The sequence below is a fragment of the Lactococcus nasutitermitis genome, from assembly GCF_018403765.1.
Taxonomy (GTDB): domain Bacteria; phylum Bacillota; class Bacilli; order Lactobacillales; family Streptococcaceae; genus Lactococcus; species Lactococcus nasutitermitis.
In genome coordinates this window covers 230,011-255,704 of the sequence record NZ_BOVQ01000002.1, presented here as the reverse complement: position 1 = coordinate 255,704, position 25,694 = coordinate 230,011, and the positions used below count along the sequence as shown (strand labels likewise).

The window sequence follows — 25,694 nt, the reverse complement described above, 5'->3', positions numbered from 1 at the left end:
AAATAAATAAAAAAATGGAGAATAAAAAGTAGAATGGCTAAATATTTTGGAACGGACGGTGTCCGTGGCGAAGCAAACGTAGAATTAACACCTGAAATGGCATTTAAACTTGGACGTTTCGGTGGTTATGTCCTAAGTCAGCACGAGAGCAAAACACCTACAGTTTATGTTGCGCGTGATACACGTATTTCGGGACAACTTCTTGCGACGAGCTTGATTTCAGGACTTTTGTCTGTCGGTATTGAAGTCTACGACCTTGGGGTAATCGCAACTCCAGGTGTGGCTTATCTTGTTAAAAAAGATGGTGTTTCTGCAGGGGTCATGATTTCTGCGAGCCATAATCCAGCACTTGATAATGGTATCAAGTTCTTCGGAGGTGACGGCTACAAATTAGAAGATGCCAAAGAATTAGAAATTGAAGCTTTAATTGATGCTAAAGAAGATACATTACCTCGTCCATCTGCTCAAGGCTTAGGAACACTTCATGATTATTCAGAAGCTGTTCGCAAGTACCAAACATTCCTTAAATCAACAGCAGAAGGAGATTTTTCAGGATATAAGGTTGTTTTAGACTGTGCAAACGGAGCATCATACACAAGTGCGCGTGCTGTTTTTGCAGACCTTAAAGCTGAACTAACTGTTATTGGTGAAGACCCTGATGGTCTCAATATCAATGTTGCTGTTGGCTCGACTCATCCTGAAAATATGGCGAAAAAAGTTGTAGAAACAGGTTCTGCATTAGGACTTGCTTTTGATGGTGATGCAGACCGTTTGATTGCAGCAGATGAAAAAGGACAAATTGTTGATGGCGACAAGATTATGTATATCGTCAGCAAATATCTCTCAGCAAAAGAAAAACTCGCACAAAATACTGTAGTAACAACAGTTATGAGTAATCTTGGCTTTCACTTAGGCTTAGAAGCAGAAGGAATTAACTCAGTAGTAACAGCAGTCGGTGACCGTTATGTTGTCGAGGAAATGAAGAAAAATAATTATAACTTCGGTGGAGAACAATCAGGACACATGATTTTCCTTGATTATAATACCACAGGAGATGGGCAGCTTTCTGCTATTCAACTTCTTAAAGTTCTTCGTGATACAGGCAAAACTTTATCAGAACTCGCAGCAGAAGTTACTATTTATCCACAAAAATTGACGAATATTCGTGTCAAAGACAATGAAGCTAAGAAAAATGCTATGGCAGTTCCAGCAATCAAAGAAATTATTGCTCAAATGGAAACAAAAATGAATGGTAAAGGACGTATTCTAGTACGCCCAAGTGGTACAGAACCGTTACTTCGTGTTATGGCAGAAGCCCCTACACAAGCAGAGGTAGATGAAGTTGTTGATACGATAGCCAAAGTTGTAGAAGCTGAAATTGGTGTAAAATAAAAAGAAAAGAACTTCGTTTTAAATGAAGTTCTTATTTGGAATTATAGAAAAGGAAAAAAATAATGTTTAAAGCAGTATTATTTGATTTAGATGGAGTCATCACAGACACAGCGGAATATCATTTTCGTGCGTGGAAAGCTCTCGCCGAAGAAATAGGTATTACTGGTGTAGATAGGGAATTTAACGAACAACTTAAAGGTGTGTCTCGTGAAGATTCACTCACAAAAATCTTAGCCCTAGGAAATAAAAAAGTGAGCGATATAGAATTTGCTGAATTAGCAAAACGAAAAAATGATAACTATGTTCAAATGATTCAAGATGTTTCTCCAAAAGATGTCTATCCTGGAATTTTGCAACTTCTCCAAGATTTACGAAAAAATCATATCAAGATTGCCCTCGCTTCAGCTTCAAAAAATGGACCATTTTTGCTCGAACGTATGGCACTTACAGAGTATTTCGATGCGATTGCTGACCCGGCAAAAGTAGCAGCTTCAAAACCGGCACCAGACATCTTTATAGCAGCTGCGGAAGCAGTACAAGTTTCACCAAAAGAAGCAATAGGTTTGGAAGACTCTCAGGCAGGTATCCAAGCAATAAAGGATTCAGGTGCTTTACCTATTGGTGTTGGACGTGCAGAAGATTTGGGAACAGACATTACGCTTGTTCCAGATACCTCGCATTATACATTTGAACTCCTCACGAACACATGGAATTCAAAAAAATAAAATCTAAAAAGTCAGAAATTTATTTATCTGGCTTTTTTCTTCTAAAAAACAACAAAGTTAATAATTGTAACATATAGCGTTTTCATTTTTTGTAAAATGTAAAATAAAAGAGTATAATTAATTTAAATAAACTCTAAAGAAAGATAAGACATTCAATGTTACAAAAAAAGGGAAAAAGCTTATTTATAGTGACTAGTCTTTTTACAGTAGGACTTATATTTTCATCCTCTGCTTATGCACAAATCAATGTAAAGGCAAAAGAAACAGCACAGATTGAGCAACAAAATCAATCTATTGGGAAAAAGCATTACATGACAGGAGGATTGCTTCAAACTCTTAATCCCAATGCAGCAATTTCAACGCAGCTTCAAGCAGAAGATTCGGACAGTTCTTTGGGTGCTTCTGGAGCAACAACAGTTTCTAATAGTAATAGAGAACTTTTAGGTTCAAGTGCACTTCCTAGCTTATGGAATCCATTGAATCTGAGCTCAGGAAATTATAATCAAACCACACCAGTTCTTGACCAGCAAGATTTGGAAAATTGTTGGGATTATGCAGGAACTTCTGCCATTGGTGACAGTTCAAATAGAGAACTTGGGACAACTCAAACATTACTTCCAGCTTACTATGATTACCTTTCAGCTGTGAATGCTTTTAAAGATGCTACAAATCCATTTGCTATTATGGAAGATGAAGATAATCCTAGAACATTAGGCGATGGAAATACCGAAGATTATGTTCCTTCAATGAGTATATTAGGCTACAATCCAGTATTACCAGGGAATGGACTAAATCAGCTTATGACTCAGAGTCAAGATGTTCCAATCGTTAAGAGTAGTTTTTCAAGCCTTAAAAAATCAAATTATCATGTAAATAACGAATATAAAATTGCAGGACTTACTGTTGAACAGCTTCCAACAACGGCTAATATTATGAATAGAGTCAATCAAATTAAACAACTCGTTTATCAATATGGAGAAGCCCAGATAAGCATAGAAGCAGAATATTCACTAGACAATACAGGACTTGGTTCTAGTGCGTTATCATCAAAAGTGACAACTAGTGGAGATTATACTTCTTATACACCATATTCTGCAGCTCAAGCAGAAGTGAAAGGAAAAAGTTCAGCTTATACAAAGTCAACAAATAGTAGTTTTTATCCAGATTTAACTGAAAAGTATGATGGAGTAAACTATGTCAATCAAGACCATGAAGTAGAAATTGTTGGATATGATGATAACTATTCTGCCTCTAATTTCAAACAAAATCCTGGTATGAACGGTGCATTTATTGTTAAAAATTCATGGGGGACAGATTGGGGAAGTAAAGGATATTTTTATCTTTCCTATGCAGATATTTTTGTAGTGAGTTCTGATATTTATGCAGATGGTGTTATAAATACACCAAGCAATCAGAAAATATATAGTGCTACCAATACTTCACCTGATGCATCAGGCGAGTATCTTGAGTTCGGAAATGATGGACTGGATGTAACAAATAGCAACCTTTTTGCAAATACTTACACAAGCCAAAATGCAGCAGCAGGCAAAATTGAACAGCTCAATTCAGTTTCAGCTTTTGTAGGTCAACCAGGTATTAAAGTAAATATATTATACAAAGCAGGCGGAGTGACTACATCAACAAAAGTGACAAGTTTTAAAAAACTCGGCTCTTATACCTTTACTGATGCAGGTTATCAAACTATTCCATTTGGTCCAGTAAGTTTGCCTAATAATAGCAGTTATACTATTGCTTTACAGATGACAAATATGACAAAATTTAGCGAAGTGGATATTCCTGTACAAGACCTTAATGCAAGTGGCTCTGGTCAATATCCAATCTTAACCAGCAAGAACTCGTGGATTGAATTTGATAATCAATGGTATAATATATCAACTGATTCAAATGTCACAGCAAATCTTTATTTAGATGCTCTTACACAACTTACAGCAGCTTCTACAGTTACCTTTAACTCAAATGGTGGTACAAAGGTAAGCGCAGAAAAAGTAGCAGCAGGAACTGCAGCAGTAAAACCCACAGCTCCAACAAGAGCAGGTTATACTTTCAATGGCTGGTACACAACAAATAAATTTACAAGTGCTTATAATTTTTCATCAAAAGTTAGCAATAATATTACAGTGTATGCAAAATGGACAAAGATACCTAAACAACCATTGTATAGAATCTATAATCCAAATTCAAAAGCCCATGTTTATACAGAAAGTCATTACGAAGCAATAATGGATGCAAAGCAGGGATGGAAATATCAAGGAATGGCTTGGTATGCTCCAAAAACAGGAGGACTATCTGTTTATCGCGTATATAATCCAAATAGTGGGGAACATTTCTACACAGAGAGTAGTTATGAAAAAAATAGTCTGGTCAAAATAGGTTGGCGCTATGAAGGTGTATCATTTAAAGTTGTTTCATCTGGTGTTCCTATTTATAGATTATATAATGCCAAAGTTATAGCAGGCTCCCATTTTTATACAGCAAGCCTTTCAGAAAAAACTTCCTATATGAAACAAGGCTGGAAGTATGAAGGAATAGCTTGGTATGGTGTAAATTGATACAAAAAAGTTCAATATTTATTGAACTTTTATTTTTCTATCTAACCAATCAACTGCCCAAGAAAACCAGCGAGCAACATCGTGATTTATAAATTCATTGCTTGGCGCAGAACTGGAATTAGCAAGTGATAAACCATGTGGACCACTTTCAAAAAAATGAGCTTCAAAAGGGATATTGTAGTTGCTTAGCTGTTCACAGTATTTTAAGCTGTTAATGATAGGGACTGTTTTATCATCGCCTGTGTGCCAGATGAAAGTTTCGGGAGTTTTGTTTGACACCATTTGACAAGTATCATAAGTTGCTAAGTGATTATTCTTTAAATGTAAATGGGAAATATCTTTTGGCCATCCGAGTTCTAAAGAAGTTACGGGATAGCATAAAAGAGTTCCTTTGGGCTTATAAGTGTCGTTTTGATTGCTATACCAAGCAGCTAAATGACCTCCAGCAGAACAACCAAGAAGAAAGATATTTTTGCAGTCTATTTCCCATTCCCTATGATTACTATAAATAAGCTCAAAAGTATTTTCTAGTTCTTGATAAGCTTGTGGAAGTATATTGTCAACTATTCCTTTATCCATCACACTATAACTCAACACGAAGACTTGAAAAACTTGTGCTAGAAAAGCAAGTGCTAAAGGTTCTGATTCACGAACTGAAATATGTTTGTAGCCACCACCAGGACAAATAATGATTGCGGGCATACTTTGTCTATCTTTACGGGGATTTTCACGTTGATAGAAAGTGACAGAAGCATTTTGATTAAGGGAGAGGTGTTTGATATTCATAGTCTTATTTTATCAAAAAAATAATAGAAAAGTATTGCATCTAAAAAAATATCTTGAAAATTATAATAAGAATGGCTATAATAGAAGTTTAGAAAGTCTTCTATACTTGATAGAGTGATTTAAGGAAAGTAAGTTAAAATTTTATCATGAAAAAATATATCAATGGTTTTATCGTTTTGATACTACTTGGAATAAATTCTGGGACAGTATTGGCAGAAACGGGAACAATTCAAAGTTCATCAGCTACACAAGTTTCGAGTAGCAGTAGTCAGAGTAATCAAAGTACAGAGCAAAGTCAAAGCTCACAAAGCTCAGAAAATACAACATCTAGTAGTACACCAGCGACAGTAAATAACGATAGTCAAAATCAAACAGTGACAAGTACCACAGCACAAGATAATGCTCCAGTAGCTCCAGCTACGACGAATCAACCTCAAACAAATACAGAAAATTCCAATGAACATGGAAAAACATCGTCATCAACAACGATTATCAAAGAAACAGTTAATAACAATAGGGCAAATAGTAACAGTAATATATGGCTAATTGTCTTATCAAGTTTATCGGCTCTTGTGACAATTACAGGAGGAGTTATTGCTGTATTTCGTCATTTTCATAAGCAAATCAAAAAGCGTAAAATGCCTACTGATGATGGAGTAGAAGCTTCAAACTTAACAACAAAAGAAAATACTCAAAATAATAAGAATGTCAAAGGATATCAATCGCAACGACATACAATGACACAAGAACAAAGTACAATACAACAATTTAGTCGTAGAAGAAGTCATAAATGAAGGAAGAAAAATGAAATTTAATGAATCAGAGATGCTCAAGTTCGCTGAAAAATTGGGGGAGAACCTACAAGCGCAAGATATTATTGTGCTAACAGGAGAACTGGGAGCTGGGAAAACAACTTTTGTGAAAGGTTTAGCTTTGGGATTAGATATTCATCAGATGATTAAAAGTCCAACTTACACGATTGTTCGGGAATATGAAGGACGTTTACCCTTGTATCATATGGATGTTTATCGAATTGGAGATGATCCGGATTCATTTGATATGGATGATTATCTTTTTGGTGAAGGCGTGTCTGTGATTGAGTGGGGAGAATTACTTGGACGTGATTTACCCGAGGAATATTTGGAGATTGTTTTTGATAAATATGCTGAAAGTTTTGCTACGGATGCTAATCGAGAAATCAGTCTTATTCCTCATGGCAAACGATATCAAGATTTAATTTCAAAAATGTAGTAAGTAAAAGGGAGAAATTTATGTCAACAGAAGTAATTGTGAGGGAAGCTAAGAGTAGTGATAGTCTGCCACTTATCAAATTTCTTGATAAAGTAGGGGCGGAAAGTCATTTTTTAACAATGGATGATGCAGGCATTTTAATGGGAGAAGAAGAAATGTCGGAGTATTTGATACAAATCTCTGAAAAAGATAATAATGCTTATTTTTTAGCTTTAGTAAATGGAGAAATTGCGGGAGTTCTTGCCGTAACGGCTGATTTTCATTATCGTATTCGACATATTGGGGATATTTTTATTGCTGTGGCGAATGCTTTTCAAGGTTACGGTATAGCTTCTATACTATTTGGGGATATGATTGATTGGGTTGTGGAACTTGGTGTCATTAAGCGTTTAGAACTTACTGTACAAAAACGTAATGAAAAGGCACGCCATCTTTATGAAAAGTTTGAGTTTGAATGTGAATCTGTCCGAAAAAATGGGGCACGTGATGAACATGGAAACTTAATTGATGTTTGTGAATATGTAAGATTTTTTGAATAATTTGAAAGGGACTAAAGAGTCAAGTTTTAATGACTTTTGTGCCCTTTTTTTCGTAAATTTTCTAAAAAATAAAACTAAAATTGTACTTTAGTATTGTTTAATATCAAAATTTTGATATAATTTTAGTATGAAACTTTGGATAAAAACGCTTCTTATGATGGCAGGAATTATTTTGCTAACAGTAGGGGCTGCTGCTACCTATCTTTTTACGGTATCAAGCAGCACGGTAAAAACACTTAAAACAACTTATACAGATGTTGGAAAAGGAAATACTGCTAAGACAATTAAAGCGACGAAACCTTTGACTATTTTGTTAATGGGAGTAGATACTGGAGGTGAAGGACGCGGAACGGCGACTTCTTGGAATGGTAATTCAGATTCTCAGATTGTGATGACGTTAAATCCTGAAACAGATACCACTACGATGGTTTCTATGGAACGTGATACGATGACGAACATTCTGAATGCTGATGGCAATGTTGCTTATCCGGGAGAACCTCAAAAGATGAACGCTGCTTATCCGATGGGCTATAATGCTGGTGGAAAATCAAAGGGATTGGAAACAGCAGTTGCTTATTCGATGAAAACGATAAGTGAGCAATCTGGTATCAATATTGATAATTTTGTGACGATGAATTTTGATGGCTTAATCAATCTGGTTGATGCAGTCGGAGGAATTGATGTTAATAATGATTCGGGGAAAACACTGTATATTTACAATACAGAGCCTGAATATACAGCAACTGTTCCACCAGGAGAGCAACATATCAATGGGGAACAAGCGCTTGTTTTTGCGCGGGATAGAGATCATTTACCAAATGGAGATTATGGGCGTGCGGCACATCAACGTGAAGTATTATCAGCGCTGATGAAAAAAATTCTTGCTCTTGATAATATCACACAATATCAAAAATTCTTGAATGAAGCTTCAAAAGATTTTCGGACAAATATTCCAATTACAACTTCCACATTAACTTCTTTATTGGGATATAAAGACTGCTTCAAAAAAGTGGTTTCTGTTCAATACCAAGGAATTGGTTCAATGGTAAATGGAGTTTCTTATCAATTTATGCCAACGAATATCTATCTTGCGGTGCAAAATGCAATGTTGAAATCTTTAGGGCAGCCTACAATTACTTCAATAAATAATAATATTATTACTTATGAAAGTTATTTTGGAGCTGATACAACATCAACTTACTATCTTCCTTCTGCAACGGTGACGGCAAATGGTAAGGTAATAACTTATGGTATAGATACATCGGGTAATTTTGTTAAGGTTAATTCAGCTAATTCTGGTACTTATGTGTCGGCAAATGGGGGCTCAGTAGGTGCTTCTGATGCAGACACAAATTCGTCAACGAGTGCTTCAAGTACGCAGACGACAACAGATACTGGTACTGGAGATGGGACAAGTAGCGATTATGGAAGTTCAAGTACTTATGATAATTCAAATAGTACTGATACAAATTCTTATAGTAGTTATGGGACTGGTACGGATACAACGACTCAAGATGGAACATATACAGGTCAATGATTGATAAAGTAAGAAAAATATGGTAAACTAATTTCTGTTGGTTTTAATTAAAGGCAACAGAAATTTTATTTTTGGTTCAGTAGCTCAGCTGGATAGAGCATTCGCCTTCTAAGCGAACGGTCGAGGGTTCGAATCCCCCCTGAATCATGGTGCCAAACCTCGCCTCACTTTCGCAGTGAGGCTTTTTTGACTTTTTTTATGATTAGTGCTAAATTTGTGCCAAATCAGTTATTGTTTATTTCATTAAATATTCTTTAGATATTTTTATTACTAGAGTTTTGAGTTCTAAAGATTACAAAAACATTAAGCTAAAGAGAGCAAATAAATAAGGAAAAGAAAAAGTACTCTATAAAATTCTTGTTCAATATGAAATATAAGAAATTAAAAAATAATATAAAAAAGCCACAAAGTTCTTGCTTTTTTTTTTTTTTTTATATTTTAATATAATCATATAAATTTTCAGATAACTTTAAGGTGATGGATTTATTAACGAATTTTTTCTATTGGAGGGAAACAAATGAAAAAAACACAACTTATTGGATTATCAGCAGTTGGACTGATTTCTGTTGCACTATTAGCGGCTTGTGGTAGTAGTTCATCTACGTCATCAGCAAAAACACCGACAAAATATAGTTACGTGTATAGTACAGATCCTACAACATTTGATTATTTGGCAACTAACTTGCAGGTAAACTCAGATATTTTTTCAAACTTTGAAGACGGTTTGATGGAAAATGACCCAAGTGGTAATTATGTTGGAGCACTTGCGAAATCATGGTCTGTAAGTCCAGATGGAACGACTTATACTTATCATCTTCGTAAAGGGGTAAATTGGTCTAATGCTGATGGTTCTGTTTATGCACCTGTAAAGGCATCTGATTTTGTTACTGGATTAAAACATGCAGTAGATACAAAGTCAACGATGCTCTATCTTGTACAAAACTTGATTACAGGATTGAATGACTATACTACCGGTAAAACGAAAGATTTTTCTAAGGTTGGAGTTGTAGCAGATGATAAAGCAGGAACTGTGACGTACCATCTGACACAACCGGCTCCTTATTGGAATACACTTACAACATACTCAATCTTATTCCCATTGAATTCTGATTTCTTGAAGAGCAAGGGAGCGCAGTTTGGTAATGTTTCATCAGCTGATAATATTCTTTATGATGGTCCATTTGTTCTTTCAAACTTTACTTCTAAATCAGTTATTGAATTGAAGAATAATCCTTCTTATTGGGATAAGAAAGATGTACATTTGACTGATGTGAAATTGAACTATTATGATGGCTCTCAACCAAGCTCGCTGTATAATCAATTTAACAAGGGTGTTTATTCAAAAGCAACAGTTTATCCTAATGACCCATCTTATAAACAAGTTGTAAAAAATTATAAACAGGATATTAGTTATGGTCTTACAACACCAACAACATATAATATGACCTTTAACTTGGATAGACAAGCTTATAAATTAACAAAGAAAACAAATTCGGCTGAAAAAGATTCAACTAAAAAAGCTGTTCTCAATCGTGATTTTCGTGCAGCAATTAGTTATTCTATCAATCGTATAGATTATCTTTCACAAGTTGGTGGAAAACAAGGTGCGATTAATCAAATTCGTAATTCATTTACACCGGTCAACTTGGTAAATATCAATAATAAACCTTATGGCGATACTGTTAAAAAAGATTTGGATGGTTTAGATTCATCTGTATGGAAAGATACAAATATTAATGATGGAAATAATTCGACATTCAATGCAACACTTGCTAAAGCTGAGTTTGCTAAGGCGAAAACAGCACTTCAAAAAGAGGGCGTACAATTTCCAATCCATCTTGACCTTCCTCAAGACCAAACAAGTACTCTCTTAATCAATGAAGCAAAATCACTGAAACAGTCTGTTGAACAAACTTTGGGAACAAATAATGTCATCGTTGACCTTAATCTTGAGCCTGAAAATACTTTTTATGCAGCAACATATTTGGCAACTTCTGGTGCACAATCAGATTATGATATTTCAACTGCATCAGGTTGGGGACCAGACTATATTGACCCTGCAACTTTCTTAAATATCTACGATACTCGCCATGGAGACCAGTTACAAACTCTTGGATTGACGGGTACGGATGTTCAGAAAGCTAGTCCATCTGAAGCAGCAGCTATTAAAGCAACTGGACTTGACCAATACGATACGCTTCTTGATAAAGCAGCTAAAATTACCAGTACAAAACAACTGGATGAGCGTTATGAAGCATATGCAAAAGCTGAAGCTTTCTTAGATAATAGTTTCATTGAAATCCCATTGAGTACTGCAGGCGGACTTCCACAACTTACAAAAGTTGTACCATTTACAGGTTCTTATGGTTTGTGTGGTGTATCAAATGGATTGACAGCGACACGCTTTAAGTATGTAAAACTCCAAGATAAACCAGTAACGGCAGCTCAATATAATAAAGCTAAAGCTAAATTTGAGAAAGTAACTGCCAAATCAAAAGTGCTTGATGAAGTAAAAAATTAAGTACTATTACTAACGTTAACACTTCCAATACCTCCTCTTTCCCTCTTGGTGGTATTGGAATGTTTTTTGATAATGGAGCGTTAAAAACTTAAAAATAGCAAAGAAAGTAGAAATAATAGATGCTAAAATATACACTTGGGCGAATACTTCGGGGAATTATCTCTATCTTTTTGGTAACAACCTTGACTTATGCGTTGGTTTATACACTTATTCCTAGACATACTGTATTTAATAATGACCCAAACTATAATAAAATTGCTTCAGTACCTGACCAACGGACAGATTATCAGAATAATGTATTTGATAAAATGGGATATATTGATTATTTGAATACACGAGATTTGGTAAATAAAGCGGAAAAGATTGATTCTTCGGTCACGAATAAGACAAATCAGACTAATAAAGAAATATTCCAAAAATGGGCTAAACACGCAGGAAATGGATGGGAAATTCATCAAATGCCACAAAGTAAAGCTTTTTATGCGACACGTGAAATCCCTCTTTATGAACGAGTGGCTCATTTTTATGGAGAAATGATACAGGTAGATAATATATGGCACGTTCAAGATAAGACCAATCCTCATTTGCATCGGGGTTATTCGATTACTACCAAAGGTGGCTTGGCACTTGTTGGGAGTGGAACAAAATATAAATATCAGATTTATTTTGACGGAAGTTTTCCTTTTATTCATCAGAATATTGTTCATTTCTATCTTGGACAATCTTATCCAACCTATGCGGGGCAAGGAGTATTACAGGTTATTGAGCAAGGTCAGGGACAAGCGAAGCTATCAATGACACAATTTCCAAAAGGTGAAATGCTGTCAGCTGCTAATTTGCGTTCTGCGCAATATCAAAGTCCAAGTGCTACAGATGAACCGACAAAAGCAAAATTTGGAGATGACCCATATACATTGACTCAAAATAATTATCAGGATCCATCAATGATTGCGACTTCCTTTATGATTGGTTTGATTGCACTTTTGGCTGTTTATGCGGTAGGGATACCTTTGTCAATCTTATTTGCACGAAGAAAAGGAACTTGGATTGATGGTATTGGTAATGGTGTAGTTATACTTTCTATTGCTTTACCTGGGCTTGCCTTTATTTACTTTTTGCAGTTTATTGGTGGAAATCTTGGACTTCCTACTCTTTTTCCAGATTTAGGGGCACATAATATCTTGTCTTATATACTGCCAACATTTATCTTAGCGGCTCTTTCAATTGGTGGACAGATACAATGGACGAGACGCTTTATGATTGACCAATCATTGAGTGATTATGTTAAGTTTGCACGTGCTAAGGGATTAACAGAGAAAGAAATTTCACGAGGGCATATTATGAAAAATGCTTTAATTCCAATTGTACAGGGGATTCCGGGTTCGATTATTGCAACTATTGGAGGCGCAACAATGACTGAAACAATCTTCAATGTTCCTGGTATGGGAAAAATGTTGCCTGCTGCGATTTTGGCACATAATAATGCGATGGTTGTTGGATTAACGTTTATATTTACAGCTACGGCAGTTATTTCTATCATTCTTGGAGATATTTTGATGACGATTATTGACCCACGGATTAACCTTTCGATGAAAGGAGCGAATAAATGACACAAGAGAAAATAAACAAAGTGACAGATGATATGTTTGAATTTACACGAGTAGATGAGCTGGCATCGGAAAAGATAGATGCACCTATTTATTCTTATTGGCGTTCAGTTTTTCGTAAGTTCTTTAGTTCAAAATTAACTGTTTTTATGTTGGCATTGATGGCGATTATTGTATTGCTTAGTTTTATTCAGCCTTTATTTTCTGGATATAACTTTATGAATACGGGGAATATCAATAACTTTGCTGCGAGATATAATCCACCTAGTTTGAAATATTGGTTTGGTACAGATGCTAATGGTCAAAGTCTGTTTGATGCTGTGTGGGCAGGTGCAAGAACGTCAATTTTGATTGGTTTCTTAGCGACAGTTATCACAACTGTTCTTGGTGTGATTGTGGGTGCTATTTGGGGAAATTCACCACGGATTGACCGCTTTATGTTGGAGCTTTACAATGTAGTGAGTAATGTCCCTGCACTTTTGATAGTCATGGTACTCTCTTTCTCTTTTGGTAATGGTTTCTGGAACTTGTTGTTTGCTATGTCTGCGACTTCATGGCTTGGTGTAGCGTATTTTATTCGTGTGCAGGTTATGATTATCAGAGATAGGGAATATAATCTTGCTTCAAGAACTTTGGGGACAAAAACTTGGCATATCGTGACTAAAAATACATTGCCATTTATGGTGTCTGTTATCATGACGATGGCTTCGACTTCTTTGCCTGGTTTCATTGGTTATGAGGTGTTTTTAAGTTTCTTGGGAATTGGTTTGTCTGCTGATACACCATCACTTGGACGAATGATTGCTCAATATTCTAATAATATGACGAATGATGCTTATCTTTTCTGGATTCCAGTTATTGTTTTGGCTTTGGTTACGATGACACTTTATCTGGTTGGGCAAGCTTTGGCTGATGCTTCTGATCCGAAAACTCATTTGTGAGTTTAAAAAACAATAATGGGTGAAAGGATATATATTATGACAGATGAAAATAAAATTATTGAAGTAAAAAATATTTCTGTGCAGTTTAGAGTGAGAAATCGTTTGTTGACGGCAATAAGAGATATCTCTATTGATTTGTATGATGGAGAAGTTTTGGCGATTGTAGGTGAATCTGGCTCTGGAAAATCGGTATTTACGAAGACATTTACTGGAATGTTAGAAGCAAATGGGGAAATACCAACAGGCTCTATTTTGTATAATGGTAAGGATTTGGTACAGATTAAGTCAAATGATGAGTGGAGTAAAATTCGTGGTGGAGAGATTGCGACAATTTTTCAAGACCCGATGACTTCACTTAATCCTATTTTGACGATTGGTAAACAAATCGTGGAAGTTATTGAGAAGCATCAAAAAGTAAAGGGACGTGCGGCAAAACAGATTGCGATTGATTTGATGAATAAAGTTGGCATTCCAGATTCAGAGAAAAGGTTTAATGACTATCCTTTTGAGTATTCTGGTGGGATGAGACAACGTATTGTTATTGCGATTGCACTTGCTTGTAAGCCTAAAATTTTGATTTGTGATGAGCCTACAACGGCACTTGATGTTACAATTCAAGCACAGATTTTGGATTTGATTCGTTCGTTGCAGGAAGAATATCACTTTACAACTATTTTTATTACTCATGATTTGGGAGTTGTTGCTAATATTGCTGATAAGGTAGCTGTGATGTATGCTGGTGAAATTGTTGAATATGGAACGGTTGATGATATATTTTTTGACCCGAAACATCCTTATACATGGAGTTTACTGTCGTCATTGCCACAATTAGGACAAAGGGGAGAAGAATTATTCTCTATTCCTGGGACTCCGCCATCTTTATTTAAGGAGATTAAGGGAGATGCGTTTGCACCACGAAATCCTTATTCTATGAAAATTGATTTTGAGCTTGCGCCACCAAAAGTTCAAGTCAGTGAAACGCATTGGGCGAAAACATGGCTTTTGGATGAACGAGCACCAAAGATTGAAAAACCAGAGATTATCCAAAATTTACATGAAAAAATGTTGCTCGTATCTAAAAAAGACAATAAGAGGGGGAAATGATAATGGAAAAAGAAGTTTTATTGTCTGTCAAAGATTTAGAGATTACTTTTGGAGCGGGAAAGAAAAAATTTGTTGCGGTTCAGGATGCAAATTTTGAGATTTACAAAGGTGAAACTTTTTCACTTGTTGGTGAGTCTGGTTCTGGGAAAACAACGATTGGGCGAGCAATCATTGGGATAAATCCTGCTTCTGCTGGTGAGATTATCTTTGAAGGTGAAAAGATATCTGGAAAAATAAATAAAAAGCTGAGAAATAAGATAACAAGAGAAATCCAAATGGTATTTCAGGACCCAGCAGCTTCACTTAATGATAGGGCAACGGTTGATTATATTATTTCTGAAGGTTTGTATAACTTTAAACTTTTTGATAATGAAGAAAGTCGTAAGAAAAAGGTTGAGGAGATTATTAAGGAAGTTGGGTTGCTTCCTGAACACTTGTCACGTTATCCGCATGAGTTTTCGGGGGGACAACGACAGAGAATTGGGATTGCACGTGCTTTGGTTATGGAGCCACATTTAGTTATTGCGGATGAACCAATTTCGGCACTTGATGTTTCTATCCGTGCGCAAGTTTTGAATTTATTGAAGAAGTTTCAGGCGGAAAAAGATGTCACTTATTTGTTTGTAGCTCATGATTTGTCGGTTGTTCGTTTTATTTCTGACCGTATTGCGGTTATCTACAAGGGGAAAATTGTGGAAATGGCTACGACAGAAGAACTGTTTGAACATCCTATTCATCCCTATACACAATCGTTATTGTCTGCTGTTCCTATTCCTGATCCGAAGTTGGAAAAGGAGAAAGAATTGATTGTTTATGACCCAAGACAACATGATTATTCTGAGGATAAGCCGAGTTTTGTGGAGATTTTGCCTGGTCATTTTGTTTGGGCAAATGAAAATGAGTTGAAAATTTATCAGGAAAATTTGAAAAAAGCGGAATTTTAATGTTCTGCTTTTTTGATTATGTAATAATTAGATTCTTGTTCTAAAGGTGCTTTTTTAGACGAAAGAGCTTGGATTATTGAAAACATTTTTTGTTTCAAAGTCAGGAAACGGTTGCTTTTGGAATATGTATAGAAAGGAGTTAAAAATATAAATTGTATAATTAGAGTAATGCTCACAGAAGCTAGATTGTATGTAAAAAAGCCTGAATAGTTATTCAGGCTTTTTTATGAATGAAAAGTTAAGTGATTTATAAGTATTTTTCGGCGGCTTCGGTGTCGCCAATGTAAGGTTCGCGTTTGCCGTCTTTGAGTTGGAATTTGTCTGTACCTTTGCCGGCGATAATTACGGCATCATCGGCTGTGCTGACGTTGGAAATTGCTGTTTTAATTGCATATTCGCGGTTCATTTCAAAATCAACTTTACGCGTGATGTAGCTGGCGATTTCGTTGGCGATTTTCTGCGGGTCTTCGCGGTTGGAATCGTCTGTTGTCAGGATGGTGTCAAGGCGAGGATGATTTTCGATGACATTGCCAAAGTCTTTACGACGACTTTCTCCTTTATTACCTGTTGCACCTAAAATGAGTACGAGTTTTCCTGTGTGATGAGCTTCGACGACTTCGACGAGATTTTCGAGGGAAATGCCATTGTGAGCATAGTCGACGTAGATATGTGCACCATTTTTTGCGGTCAGGAGTTCCATACGACCTGGAACGATAGCTTTTGCGAGTCCTGTGCGAATGTTATCAACGGATGCACCAAGTGCTTTTGTTGCAAGAGCTGCAGCGAGAGCATTTTCTTGGTTAAAGCGACCAATCAGCCGAATGTCAAATTCACCAGTGATTGCACCTTCCAGCTCAAAATGTAATTTGTCGGATTTAATGATTTGATTGTCAGAAAATTTGCCATAAAAAGCATGAGGTAAATCGCCGATTTCTTGCTGAATAGTGTTAAAATGTAGCATTTCAGAATTGGCAACAAAGTAGCGTGAGTGATGAATCAGCTGACGTTTACAATAGAAATAATCTTCGATTGTTGGATGTTCAATTGGTCCAATGTGATCAGGTGAAAGGTTGAGGAAGACGCCAACGTCAAAGGTCAAACCATAAACACGCTCGGTCTTGTAGGCTTGTGAAGAAACTTCCATGACAAGATGTGTCATACCATTTTCAACCGCTTCGTGCATCATGCGCAGAAGGTCAAGACTTTCGGGTGTTGTCAGTTCTGACTTGAAAAATGTTTTGCCGTCGAGACTGGTTTGTGCTGTGGAAAGGAGTGCTGTTTTGCCACCATTCATCGCATCAAGAATGGCTTTGGCGAAATAGGCTGACGTTGTTTTGCCTTTTGTACCAGTCAGAGCAAGCGTTTTCAGTTTATTTTGTGGATAATCATAGAAAGCTTGCGCAATCAGCGACATCGCTTTTTTCACATCAGAAACAATGATGGCTGGAATTTCGACTTCATAATCTAATTCGGAGAGGTAAAATGGTGCTGACAGACCTGTCAAAAATTCTTTTTTGAAATTGAGACCTTTGGCAAAAAAAAGTGTTTCTTTGTCAGTTTTACGGCTGTCATAACTGAGCGCAGAAAATTTGACAGACTTGTCAAAATCCCAAAAATAGTCGCCGTCAACAATTATTTCGTGAAAATTATTATCATCTTTTAATAGTTTTATAATTTCTTTCAAAGTTATCATGTTCTTATTATAGCAAAAAATCAATCTTCTGATTATCTGAGGTAATAAAATTTAAGGAAAAAATGATACGATGCAAGTTGTTAAAATTTCAAACTTAGGGTAAAATAGAGGAATGGAAAATGCGACAAGTAATGAAAATTCACAAATAAAAGCGAAAAAAGATGCGCAACAAAGTAAGATGCTCTCAGGAACAGCTTGGTACACGGCGGCAAATATCATTTCGCGTCTTCTTGGGGCGGTCTATATTATCCCTTGGTATGCTTGGATGGGGCAGTATGATAATCAGGCAAATGCTCTTTTTTCAATGGGTTATAATATTTATGCGCTCTTTCTTTTGATTTCGACGGCGGGAATTCCTGTGGCGATTGCGCGGGAAGTGGCTCATTACAATGCGATGGATGATGAAAATCTTAGCAATCGTTTGGTGCGGCAGATGTTTCTTTTCATGCTTGGTTTGGGAATTGTGTCGGCGCTATTGATGTATTTTGCATCTCCTGCGCTTGCAAATTTGTCAGGTGGTGGGAAAGATTTAATTCCTGTTATGCGCTCACTTTCTTTGGCGATTTTGATTTTCCCTGGAATGTCGGTCATTCGTGGTTATTTTCAAGGGCAAAATGATATCAAACCGATTGCGATGAGCCAGATTTATGAGCAGATTGTGCGCGTGATTTGGATGCTCGTTTTCACTTTCATGATTATGAAAATTGGACTTTCTGGTGGAAATTGGACGATTGCGGTGACTCAATCAACAACGGCTGCGTTCGTTGGAATGTTGGCTTCTTGTGCGATTTTGCTCTGGTATCTCATTAAAAATAATATGTTGATGAAAATCATCAATCCTGGTCCAAGTAAAAATAAAATTCGTGCTTGGAATTTATTGAAACAGACGATTTGGCAGGCAATTCCTTTTGTTATTATTGGCTCGGCGATTCAGATTTTCAAGATTTTGGACCAGATTACTTTTTCAAATGTGATGCACTGGGTGACGACTTATAGTGACACGCAACTGCAGGTTCTATTCTCCTATTTCTCGGCAAATACGGACAAAATCACGATGATTTTGATTGGTGTGGCGATTGTGCTGGGAGATGTTGCGCTTCCGCTGATTTCGGGTAATTTTGTCAAGAAAAACTGGCGTGAAACAGCACATTTGATTTCCTATGATTTACAGCTTTTTGCGGCTTTCATGTTTCCAGCGATTTTGGGAATGATTGTGCTGTCTAAGCCGATTTATACACTGTTTTACACGACACCGAACGCTTTGCAGCTGAGTTTGTTCATCTGGGCGGTCGTTCAGAGTTTCTTGCTGGCGCTTTATATGATGTTGGCGCCGATTTTGCAGGCTTTGCATTATTCGCGCGTGGCGATGAAGTATTTTCTCTGGACACTTCTGGTGAAAATCATTTTGCAAATTCCAGCGATTTTGCTTTTTCGTGAATATGGCCCGCTGGTGGCGACAACATTAGCATTTGGGCTGGGTGTTTGGCTACTTTTGCGGAAAATTCATGAAGTGACTGGTTTCCGTTTGAAGAGTACGATACGCGGAATTACAGGAATTTCTATCTTGACAGCACTGATGGTTGTGGCAACTTTGATTTTATATGCTGTGGTTTCATTGATTTTGACACCACTCGCTGCGGGGCATTTGAAAGCTTTGATAACAGTGTTTGTAGCTGGTGGTGGCGGATTTTTCGTTTATCTCTGGCTTGCGGCACAACTTGGTTTATTGGAAAAATTATTGGGCGAGCGTGGACAGAGTCTGCGCCGACGGTTGCATATTTAAAATTTAAAAGTCCGAAAGGGCTTTTTTATGTTATAATTATTGATAAATTGAAAAGATAGAAAGTGGAGATATAAAATGACAACACGTATCCAAGATGACCTATTTGCAGCAGTCAATGCAGATTGGTTGGCAACAACAGAAATTCCAGCTGACAAACCGCGAATTTCAGCTTTTGATGAACTTGTCCTAGAGATTGAAAAATCATTGACAGAAGATTTGACAGAACTGTCAAAAAATCTGCCGACTGAAAATGCTGAATTGCTCGAGGCCATCAAGTTTTACAATAAGGCTGGTGACTGGAAAACACGGGACAAAGCAGATTTTACAGCTGTCAAAAAAGAATTGGCTAAGATAGAAAATTTGACAAGTCTGTCAAAACTTTCTGAGCGTTTGACAGACCTGATTTTCCATTCGCAAGCGCCAGTTCCTTTTGGAATCGGTGTTGAGCCTGATATGAAAGATGCTCAAAATTATGCGCTTGGTTTGACTGGCCCTGGTTTGATTTTGCCAGATACGACTTATTATGCGGACGAACATCCGCGCAAAGCAGAATTACTCGACTTTTGGCAGAAAAATTCGGCAGAGATTTTGACAACTTTTGGAGTGGAAAATGCAGAAAAAATTGCTGCTGATGCTGTCAAATTTGATAGTCTGCTCGTTGACTCAGCCAATACATCCGAAGAATGGGCAAAATACGCTGAACTCTACAATCCAGTCAGTTACGAAGAATTTCTGTCAAAAATTACAACGGTTGACCTGAAACCATTTTTTGACAGTTTTGTCAAAAAAAATCCAGAGAAAATTATCATTTTTGAACCACGTTTTTATGACCGGTTCAATGACTTGATTTCCCAAGAAAACTGGGAACTTATCAAATCTTGGATGCTTGTCAAAATTGCCCGCAAAGCAACCAGCTTTTTGAGTGAAGATTTGAGAATTTTAGGCAGTGCTTATGGCCGTTTTTTGTCAAATATTTCCGAAGCACGCAGTCAGGAAAAACACCAACTGGACGTGACAGAAGGCTATTTTGACCAAGTCATCGGACTTTTCTATGGTAAAAAATATTTTGGTGACGAAGCCAAAGCTGATGTCAAACGCATGACGAGTGCAATGATTAAAATTTATCAAGACCGCCTGCGCACGAACACTTGGCTCAGCCTCGCTACACGTGAAAAAGCGATTGAAAAATTGGACGCTATCACAGTCAACATTGCCTATCCCGACCAACTTCCAGAAGTTTTTAAACGTCTGAAAGTTGGTGCTGCCAGCCTTTATGAAGATGCTGTCCGTTTTGACGAGATTTTGACCGCCCGTCATTATGAGAAATATAATGAAAAAGTTGATAAAAGTGAATGGCATATGCCAGCGCACATGGTCAACGCTTATTATAGCCCTGATGCCAATAGTATCAACTTTCCAGCAGCTATTTTACAGGCACCATTTTACTCACTCAAACAGACAGCTTCGCAAAATTACGGTGGCATTGGTGCCGTGATTGCCCACGAAATTTCCCATGCTTTTGACAATAATGGCGCTCAATTCGACAAATACGGCAACCTCAACAAATGGTGGACAGACAAAGATTACGCCGCTTTCGAAATCAAACAAAATGAAATGATTGGCGAGTTTGACGGCTTAGAGACCGAAGCGGGCAAAGCCAACGGAAAATTAATTGTCTCAGAAAATATCGCCGACCAAGGCGGGATTACTGCCGCACTCACAGCGACAAAACTTGAAGCCGATGCAAATCTTGAAGAATTTTTCACGCAGTGGGCAAAAATCTGGCGCATGAAAGCCAGTATCGAGTTCCAACAAATGTTGTTGTCAATGGATGTTCACGCACCAGGGAAACTCCGCGCCAACGTTCCACCAACAAATCTGGACGAATTTTTCAGTACATTTGATGTCCAAGCCGCAGATAAAATGTACCGCGCCCCAGAAAAACGCGTCAAGATATGGTAAAATCCTACGACGAACTAAAGCCTGAAACCAAGCGCATTCTCGCGGAAATCAAGGCTGTGCCTTACGGACAAGTCAGCTCTTATCGGGACATTGCCAATCGTGCAGGACAGATAAATGGCGCCCGCCAAGTGGCTCGTGCGCTTCACGGACTTTCCGAAAAATACGAACTTCCCTGGTGGCGCATCATTCGCTCGACAGGTCATGTTGGTATGGTTGGAAATGGCAGAGCAGAGCAAATTCGTCTCCTACGCTCAGAAGGAGTTGAAGTCACAGATAGTGGCAAAGTTCTTTTTGACAAGTAAAATTATTTTTGATAGAACTGTCAAAAATGTTTTTAATCAAACTCACATCTTGAAAGTCAAACCCAAAAGTGTTATAATAAAAGATAACAGTTTGTCAGCAAATGTTGTGAGAAATATTGTCCTCATAGCTTTTGTAAGCAGCGAAAAACATCAGTTTCTCGTTGCTTTTTTGGCGTTTTTTGACAGAAAATATTTGAAAAGTTATTAAAAAGACAAACTAGAGAACTTTCAGATATTTTTATCAAAAACACATCAGATTTTCAGACTTTTATAATTTAGCACTATCATCAGCAATAAAATGCTGACAAGATAGATAACAAATAGAGGAGAATCCACTTGGCAGGACATGACGTACAATACGGTAAACACCGTACAAGACGCAGTTTTTCACGTATCAAAGAAGTAATCGGATTGCCAAATCTGATTGAAGTACAAACTTCAAGCTACCAAAGCTTCCTTGATGAAGGACTTGCAAATGTATTCAAGGAAATGTTCCCAATCGACAACTTTGCGGGAACAATGGAACTTGAATTTGTAGGCTACGAGATGAAGACACCTAAGTACACGGTTGAAGAAGCCCGTGCACACGATGCAAACTACTCAGCACCGATTTATGTAACATTTCGTCTTGTAAATAAAGAAACAGGCGAATTGAAAACGCAAGAAGTCTTTTTCGGCGACTTCCCACTCATGACTGAAATGGGAACATTCATCAACAACGGTTCAGAACGCTTAATCGTTAGCCAGTTGGTGCGTAGCCCAGGTTCATATTTCCACCTCAAAACGGATAAAAATGGCCTCGAATCTTATGGTCATACAACAATTCCAAACCGTGGTGCATGGTTTGAATTAGACACAGATGCTAAAGGTGTAGGATATGTGCGTATTGACCGCACACGTAAATTAACCTTTACAACAATGGTACGTGCCCTTGGATTTGGTTCAGATGAAGAAATCCTTGAACTCTTTGGCGAAAGCGAATTGCTGACAACAACACTTTCAAAAGATGTTCATAAAAATCCATCAGATACACGGACAGAAGAAGCACTCAAAGATATCTACGACCGTTTGCGCCCAGGCGAACCAAAAACAGCAGACAGTTCACGTGGCCTTTTGATTGCTCGTTTCTTTGACCCACGTCGTTACGATTTTGCGCCTGTTGGACGTTATAAATTCAACAAAAAGTTGGCGCTTAAAAATCGCTTGCTCGGCTTGACACTCGCAGAACCAATCGTTGACCCAGAAACTGGCGAAATCTTGGTTGCATCAGACACAGTTGTAACACGTGATGTTTTAAACATCATCGAACCTTTGCTTGACAATGGTTATGGCACAACAGTTTTCCAACCTTCAGATGATGCCGTTATTCCAGAACCAATCGAAGTTCAAACAGTTAAAGTTTACTCACCAAAAGATTCAGAACGTGTGATTACTTTGATGTCAAATGGACAAATTTCACCAGAAGACCGCGTTTTGAAACCTGCTGATGTGATTGCCAATATCAACTACTGGCTCGGACTTTTTGAAGGTATCGGCAAAGTTGATGATATCGACCATTTGGGAAATCGTCGTATTCGTTCAGTCGGCGAATTACTTCAAAACCAAGTACGTATTGGATTGTCACGTATGGAACGTGTTATTCGTGAACGTATGTCATCTTCTGAAAATGAAAATATCACACCGCAAGGACTGATTAACATTCGTCCCGTAACAGCAGCTATCAAAGAATTCTTTGGTAGTTCACAACTTTCACAATTCATGGACCAGCACAATCCGCTCTCTGAATTGTCTCACAAACGTCGTCTTTCTGCCCTTGGCCCTGGTGGTATCTCACGTGACCGTGCATCATATGAAGTACGTGACGTCCATTATACTCACTATGGTCGTATGTGTCCTATTGAAACACCAGAAGGACCAAACATCGGTTTGATTAACAACTTGTCAACTTACGCAAAAATCAATGAATATGGCTTTGTTATGAGTCCTTATCGTAAAATTGACCGTGCCACAGGTACAGTAACTGACGAAGTAGAATACCTCACAGCTGACGAAGAAGATAACTATACAGTTGCCCAAGCCAATTCTCCATTGACAGATGACAATAAATTTGCCAATACAACGGTTATGGCACGTCACACAGGTAACAATATCGAAGTTGACGCTGCAACAGCTGATTACATGGACGTTTCACCAAAACAGGTTGTCGCAACAGCCGCAGCTTGTATTCCATTCTTGGAAAATGATGACTCAAACCGTGCCCTCATGGGAGCTAATATGCAACGTCAAGCCGTACCACTGATTGACCCGCATAGTCCTTGGGTTGGTACAGGTATGGAATATCCAATCGCACATGACTCAGGTTCAGCAGTCATTGCTAAAGAAAATGGTGTTGTTGAGTACGTAGATGGTGACGAAATCCGTATCCGACGTTCAACAGGTGAATTAGATGTTTACGAAATCACAAAATATCGTCGTTCAAATACAGGAACATCATACAATCAACGTCCTTTAGCAAAACTTGGCGATAAAATTGAAAAAGGCGACATCATCGTCAACGGACCATCTATGGAAGATGGCGAATTAGCGCTTGGTAACAACCCGCTGATTGCCTACATGACATGGGAAGGTTACAACTTTGAAGATGCCGTTATCATGTCTGAACGTATGGTAAAAGATGACGTTTATACATCTATTGCCATTGAAGAATACGAATCAGAAACGCGCGATACAAAGCTTGGCCCTGAAGAAATCACGCGTGAAATTCCAAATGTCGGCGAAGAAGCCCTCCGCAACCTTGACGAAAATGGAATTATCCGTATCGGTGCCGAAGTGAAAGACGGCGACATTCTTGTTGGTAAAGTCACTCCAAAAGGAGAAACAGACCCAACACCAGAAGAACGCTTGCTTCGTGCCATCTTTGGTGAAAAAGCACGTGAAGTGCGTGATACATCCCTCAGAACACCTCACGGCGGTGGCGGAATTGTCCACCAAGTCCACATCTTTACACGCGAAAATGGCGATGAATTGCCAGCAGGTGTAAATACACTTGTTCGTGTCTTCATTGCCCAAAAACGTAAAATCCGCGTCGGAGATAAAATGTCTGGACGTCACGGAAACAAAGGTGTCGTTTCAAATATCGTTCCCGTTGAAGATATGCCTTACTTGCCAGATGGCACACCAATCGACATCATGTTGAATCCTTTGGGTGTCCCTTCTCGTATGAATATCGGACAGGTAAAAGAACTTCACTTAGGGATGGCAGCACGTCAACTTGGCTTGCATATCGCAACACCAGTCTTTGATGGAGCTTCCGATGATGAAATCTGGGCAACAGTTAAAGAAGCTGGTATGGCAGCTGATGCGAAAACAGTTCTTTATGACGGACGTACTGGAGAACCATTTGATAATCGTATTTCAGTCGGTGTCATGTACATGATTAAACTTCACCACATGGTTGATGATAAACTTCATGCCCGTTCAGTTGGTCCTTACTCACTTGTTACGCAACAGCCTCTTGGTGGTAAAGCACAGTTCGGTGGACAACGTTTTGGAGAAATGGAAGTTTGGGCACTTGAAGCCTATGGCGCCTCAAATGTCCTTCAAGAAATCTTGACTTACAAATCAGATGATGTTATTGGACGTACACGTGCTTATGAAGCTATCGTTAAGGGCGAACGCATTCCACGTCCAGGTCTTCCTGAATCATTCCGAGTTTTGGTTAAAGAATTGCAATCTCTCGGACTTGATATGAAAGTTCTTGATGGTGATAGCAATGTTCTTGACCTACGTGAACTTGACGATGATATTGAAGTGCGTCAACAAGAACCAGAAATTACCCCAGAAATCCTTGAAGCACAAGAAGCTGTAGTTGCCGAAGCTGAAACTGAAGAAGAAACTTTGATTGAAGTGGAAAAAGATTAAAAAATAATCGTCACGCAACTCAATAAAATTAGAATTTCGTAAAAGTATTATTTGTATCTGCAAAGTAGTGCAGACATTGAAAATATTATATATCAAAAATAATACTCTATAAGAAG

Annotated in this window: 18 protein-coding genes and 1 tRNA gene; 17 read left to right on the top strand and 2 right to left on the bottom strand. The window is 37.8% G+C overall.

Annotation, left to right across the window (positions count from 1 at the left end):
- Positions 1–33: 33 nt before the first annotated feature.
- From glmM to KJS36_RS01675, 3 genes are all read left to right on the top strand, one after another.
- A complete protein-coding gene (glmM, locus tag KJS36_RS01685) occupies positions 34–1,392 on the top strand; it encodes a phosphoglucosamine mutase (protein ID WP_213533685.1) in 1,359 nt (452 codons plus the stop codon).
- 62 nt (positions 1,393–1,454) lie between these two features.
- Positions 1,455–2,117, top strand: coding sequence for a beta-phosphoglucomutase (gene pgmB / locus KJS36_RS01680; protein ID WP_213533683.1), 663 nt, complete (start codon positions 1,455–1,457; stop codon positions 2,115–2,117).
- A gap of 188 nt (positions 2,118–2,305) precedes the next feature.
- Positions 2,306–4,687 carry an InlB B-repeat-containing protein gene (locus KJS36_RS01675; protein ID WP_213533681.1) on the top strand — a complete coding sequence of 794 codons (2,382 nt, stop codon included), beginning with the start codon at positions 2,306–2,308 and terminating at the stop codon, positions 4,685–4,687.
- An 18-nt stretch (positions 4,688–4,705) separates the two neighbouring features.
- On the opposite strand, the gene KJS36_RS01670 is transcribed toward KJS36_RS01675, so the two are convergent.
- Positions 4,706–5,473, bottom strand: coding sequence for an alpha/beta hydrolase (locus tag KJS36_RS01670; protein ID WP_213533679.1), 768 nt, complete (start codon positions 5,471–5,473; stop codon positions 4,706–4,708).
- Between the two features lie 146 nt (positions 5,474–5,619).
- Here KJS36_RS01670 and KJS36_RS01665 point away from each other — a divergent pair, with 146 nt between their 5' ends.
- The 10 genes from KJS36_RS01665 to KJS36_RS01620 all read left to right on the top strand — a co-directional run bounded on the left by KJS36_RS01665 (position 5,620) and on the right by KJS36_RS01620 (position 15,917).
- Positions 5,620–6,267, top strand: coding sequence for a hypothetical protein (locus tag KJS36_RS01665; protein ID WP_213533677.1), 648 nt, complete (start codon positions 5,620–5,622; stop codon positions 6,265–6,267).
- A gap of 10 nt (positions 6,268–6,277) precedes the next feature.
- A complete protein-coding gene (gene tsaE / locus KJS36_RS01660) occupies positions 6,278–6,724 on the top strand; it encodes a tRNA (adenosine(37)-N6)-threonylcarbamoyltransferase complex ATPase subunit type 1 TsaE (protein WP_213533675.1) in 447 nt (148 codons plus the stop codon).
- A gap of 20 nt (positions 6,725–6,744) precedes the next feature.
- Positions 6,745–7,263 carry a GNAT family N-acetyltransferase gene (locus tag KJS36_RS01655; protein WP_213533673.1) on the top strand — a complete coding sequence of 173 codons (519 nt, stop codon included), beginning with the start codon at positions 6,745–6,747 and terminating at the stop codon, positions 7,261–7,263.
- A 127-nt stretch (positions 7,264–7,390) separates the two neighbouring features.
- Positions 7,391–8,800 carry an LCP family protein gene (locus tag KJS36_RS01650; protein ID WP_213533671.1) on the top strand — a complete coding sequence of 470 codons (1,410 nt, stop codon included), beginning with the start codon at positions 7,391–7,393 and terminating at the stop codon, positions 8,798–8,800.
- A 73-nt stretch (positions 8,801–8,873) separates the two neighbouring features.
- A tRNA-Arg gene (locus tag KJS36_RS01645) sits at positions 8,874–8,947 on the top strand.
- 370 nt (positions 8,948–9,317) lie between these two features.
- A complete protein-coding gene (locus tag KJS36_RS01640) occupies positions 9,318–11,321 on the top strand; it encodes a peptide ABC transporter substrate-binding protein (protein WP_213533669.1) in 2,004 nt (667 codons plus the stop codon).
- A 119-nt stretch (positions 11,322–11,440) separates the two neighbouring features.
- A complete protein-coding gene (locus KJS36_RS01635) occupies positions 11,441–12,931 on the top strand; it encodes an ABC transporter permease (RefSeq protein ID WP_213533666.1) in 1,491 nt (496 codons plus the stop codon).
- Positions 12,928–13,869, top strand: coding sequence for an oligopeptide ABC transporter permease OppC (gene oppC, locus KJS36_RS01630; protein ID WP_213533662.1), 942 nt, complete (start codon positions 12,928–12,930; stop codon positions 13,867–13,869). Before KJS36_RS01635 ends, oppC begins: the two co-directional genes overlap by 4 nt.
- A 36-nt stretch (positions 13,870–13,905) precedes the next feature.
- Positions 13,906–14,973 carry an ABC transporter ATP-binding protein gene (locus KJS36_RS01625; RefSeq protein WP_213533660.1) on the top strand — a complete coding sequence of 356 codons (1,068 nt, stop codon included), beginning with the start codon at positions 13,906–13,908 and terminating at the stop codon, positions 14,971–14,973.
- A 2-nt stretch (positions 14,974–14,975) separates the two neighbouring features.
- On the top strand, positions 14,976–15,917 hold the full coding sequence (locus KJS36_RS01620) for an ATP-binding cassette domain-containing protein (protein WP_213533657.1): 942 nt from the start codon (positions 14,976–14,978) through the stop codon (positions 15,915–15,917).
- 247 nt (positions 15,918–16,164) lie between these two features.
- Here KJS36_RS01620 and KJS36_RS01615 read toward each other — a convergent pair whose 3' ends face one another.
- Entirely contained in the window at positions 16,165–17,610 is a 1,446-nt protein-coding gene (locus KJS36_RS01615) for a UDP-N-acetylmuramoyl-L-alanyl-D-glutamate--L-lysine ligase (RefSeq protein WP_213533655.1), read from the bottom strand.
- Positions 17,611–17,722: 112 nt separating this feature from the next.
- Between KJS36_RS01615 and KJS36_RS01610 the strand changes: the two genes are divergently transcribed.
- From KJS36_RS01610 to rpoB, 4 genes are all read left to right on the top strand, one after another.
- Positions 17,723–19,393 (top strand): putative polysaccharide biosynthesis protein, encoded by a 1,671-nt coding sequence (locus KJS36_RS01610; RefSeq protein WP_213533652.1) that lies wholly within the window; start codon positions 17,723–17,725, stop codon positions 19,391–19,393.
- Between the two features lie 75 nt (positions 19,394–19,468).
- A complete protein-coding gene (pepO, locus tag KJS36_RS01605; RefSeq protein ID WP_213533650.1) occupies positions 19,469–21,355 on the top strand; it encodes an endopeptidase PepO in 1,887 nt (628 codons plus the stop codon).
- A complete protein-coding gene (locus KJS36_RS01600) occupies positions 21,349–21,657 on the top strand; it encodes an MGMT family protein (RefSeq protein ID WP_213533648.1) in 309 nt (102 codons plus the stop codon). The genes pepO and KJS36_RS01600 overlap by 7 nt, the downstream gene beginning before the upstream one ends.
- A gap of 336 nt (positions 21,658–21,993) precedes the next feature.
- On the top strand, positions 21,994–25,578 hold the full coding sequence (rpoB, locus tag KJS36_RS01595) for a DNA-directed RNA polymerase subunit beta (protein ID WP_213533646.1): 3,585 nt from the start codon (positions 21,994–21,996) through the stop codon (positions 25,576–25,578).
- The last annotated feature ends 116 nt before the right edge of the window (positions 25,579–25,694 follow it).

Coding starts and splice junctions, on each gene's coding strand:
- pepO (WP_213533650.1), top strand. CDS start 19,469: ATGACAACACGTATCCAAGATGACCTATTTGCAGCAGTCAATGCAGAT.
- glmM (WP_213533685.1), top strand. CDS start 34: ATGGCTAAATATTTTGGAACGGACGGTGTCCGTGGCGAAGCAAACGTA.
- KJS36_RS01650 (WP_213533671.1), top strand. CDS start 7,391: ATGAAACTTTGGATAAAAACGCTTCTTATGATGGCAGGAATTATTTTG.
- KJS36_RS01635 (WP_213533666.1), top strand. CDS start 11,441: ATGCTAAAATATACACTTGGGCGAATACTTCGGGGAATTATCTCTATC.
- KJS36_RS01615 (WP_213533655.1), bottom strand. CDS start 17,610: ATGATAACTTTGAAAGAAATTATAAAACTATTAAAAGATGATAATAAT.
- KJS36_RS01640 (WP_213533669.1), top strand. CDS start 9,318: ATGAAAAAAACACAACTTATTGGATTATCAGCAGTTGGACTGATTTCT.
- KJS36_RS01600 (WP_213533648.1), top strand. CDS start 21,349: ATGGTAAAATCCTACGACGAACTAAAGCCTGAAACCAAGCGCATTCTC.
- KJS36_RS01670 (WP_213533679.1), bottom strand. CDS start 5,473: ATGAATATCAAACACCTCTCCCTTAATCAAAATGCTTCTGTCACTTTC.
- KJS36_RS01620 (WP_213533657.1), top strand. CDS start 14,976: ATGGAAAAAGAAGTTTTATTGTCTGTCAAAGATTTAGAGATTACTTTT.
- KJS36_RS01655 (WP_213533673.1), top strand. CDS start 6,745: ATGTCAACAGAAGTAATTGTGAGGGAAGCTAAGAGTAGTGATAGTCTG.
- KJS36_RS01625 (WP_213533660.1), top strand. CDS start 13,906: ATGACAGATGAAAATAAAATTATTGAAGTAAAAAATATTTCTGTGCAG.
- pgmB (WP_213533683.1), top strand. CDS start 1,455: ATGTTTAAAGCAGTATTATTTGATTTAGATGGAGTCATCACAGACACA.
- tsaE (WP_213533675.1), top strand. CDS start 6,278: ATGAAATTTAATGAATCAGAGATGCTCAAGTTCGCTGAAAAATTGGGG.
- KJS36_RS01610 (WP_213533652.1), top strand. CDS start 17,723: ATGGAAAATGCGACAAGTAATGAAAATTCACAAATAAAAGCGAAAAAA.
- oppC (WP_213533662.1), top strand. CDS start 12,928: ATGACACAAGAGAAAATAAACAAAGTGACAGATGATATGTTTGAATTT.
- KJS36_RS01665 (WP_213533677.1), top strand. CDS start 5,620: ATGAAAAAATATATCAATGGTTTTATCGTTTTGATACTACTTGGAATA.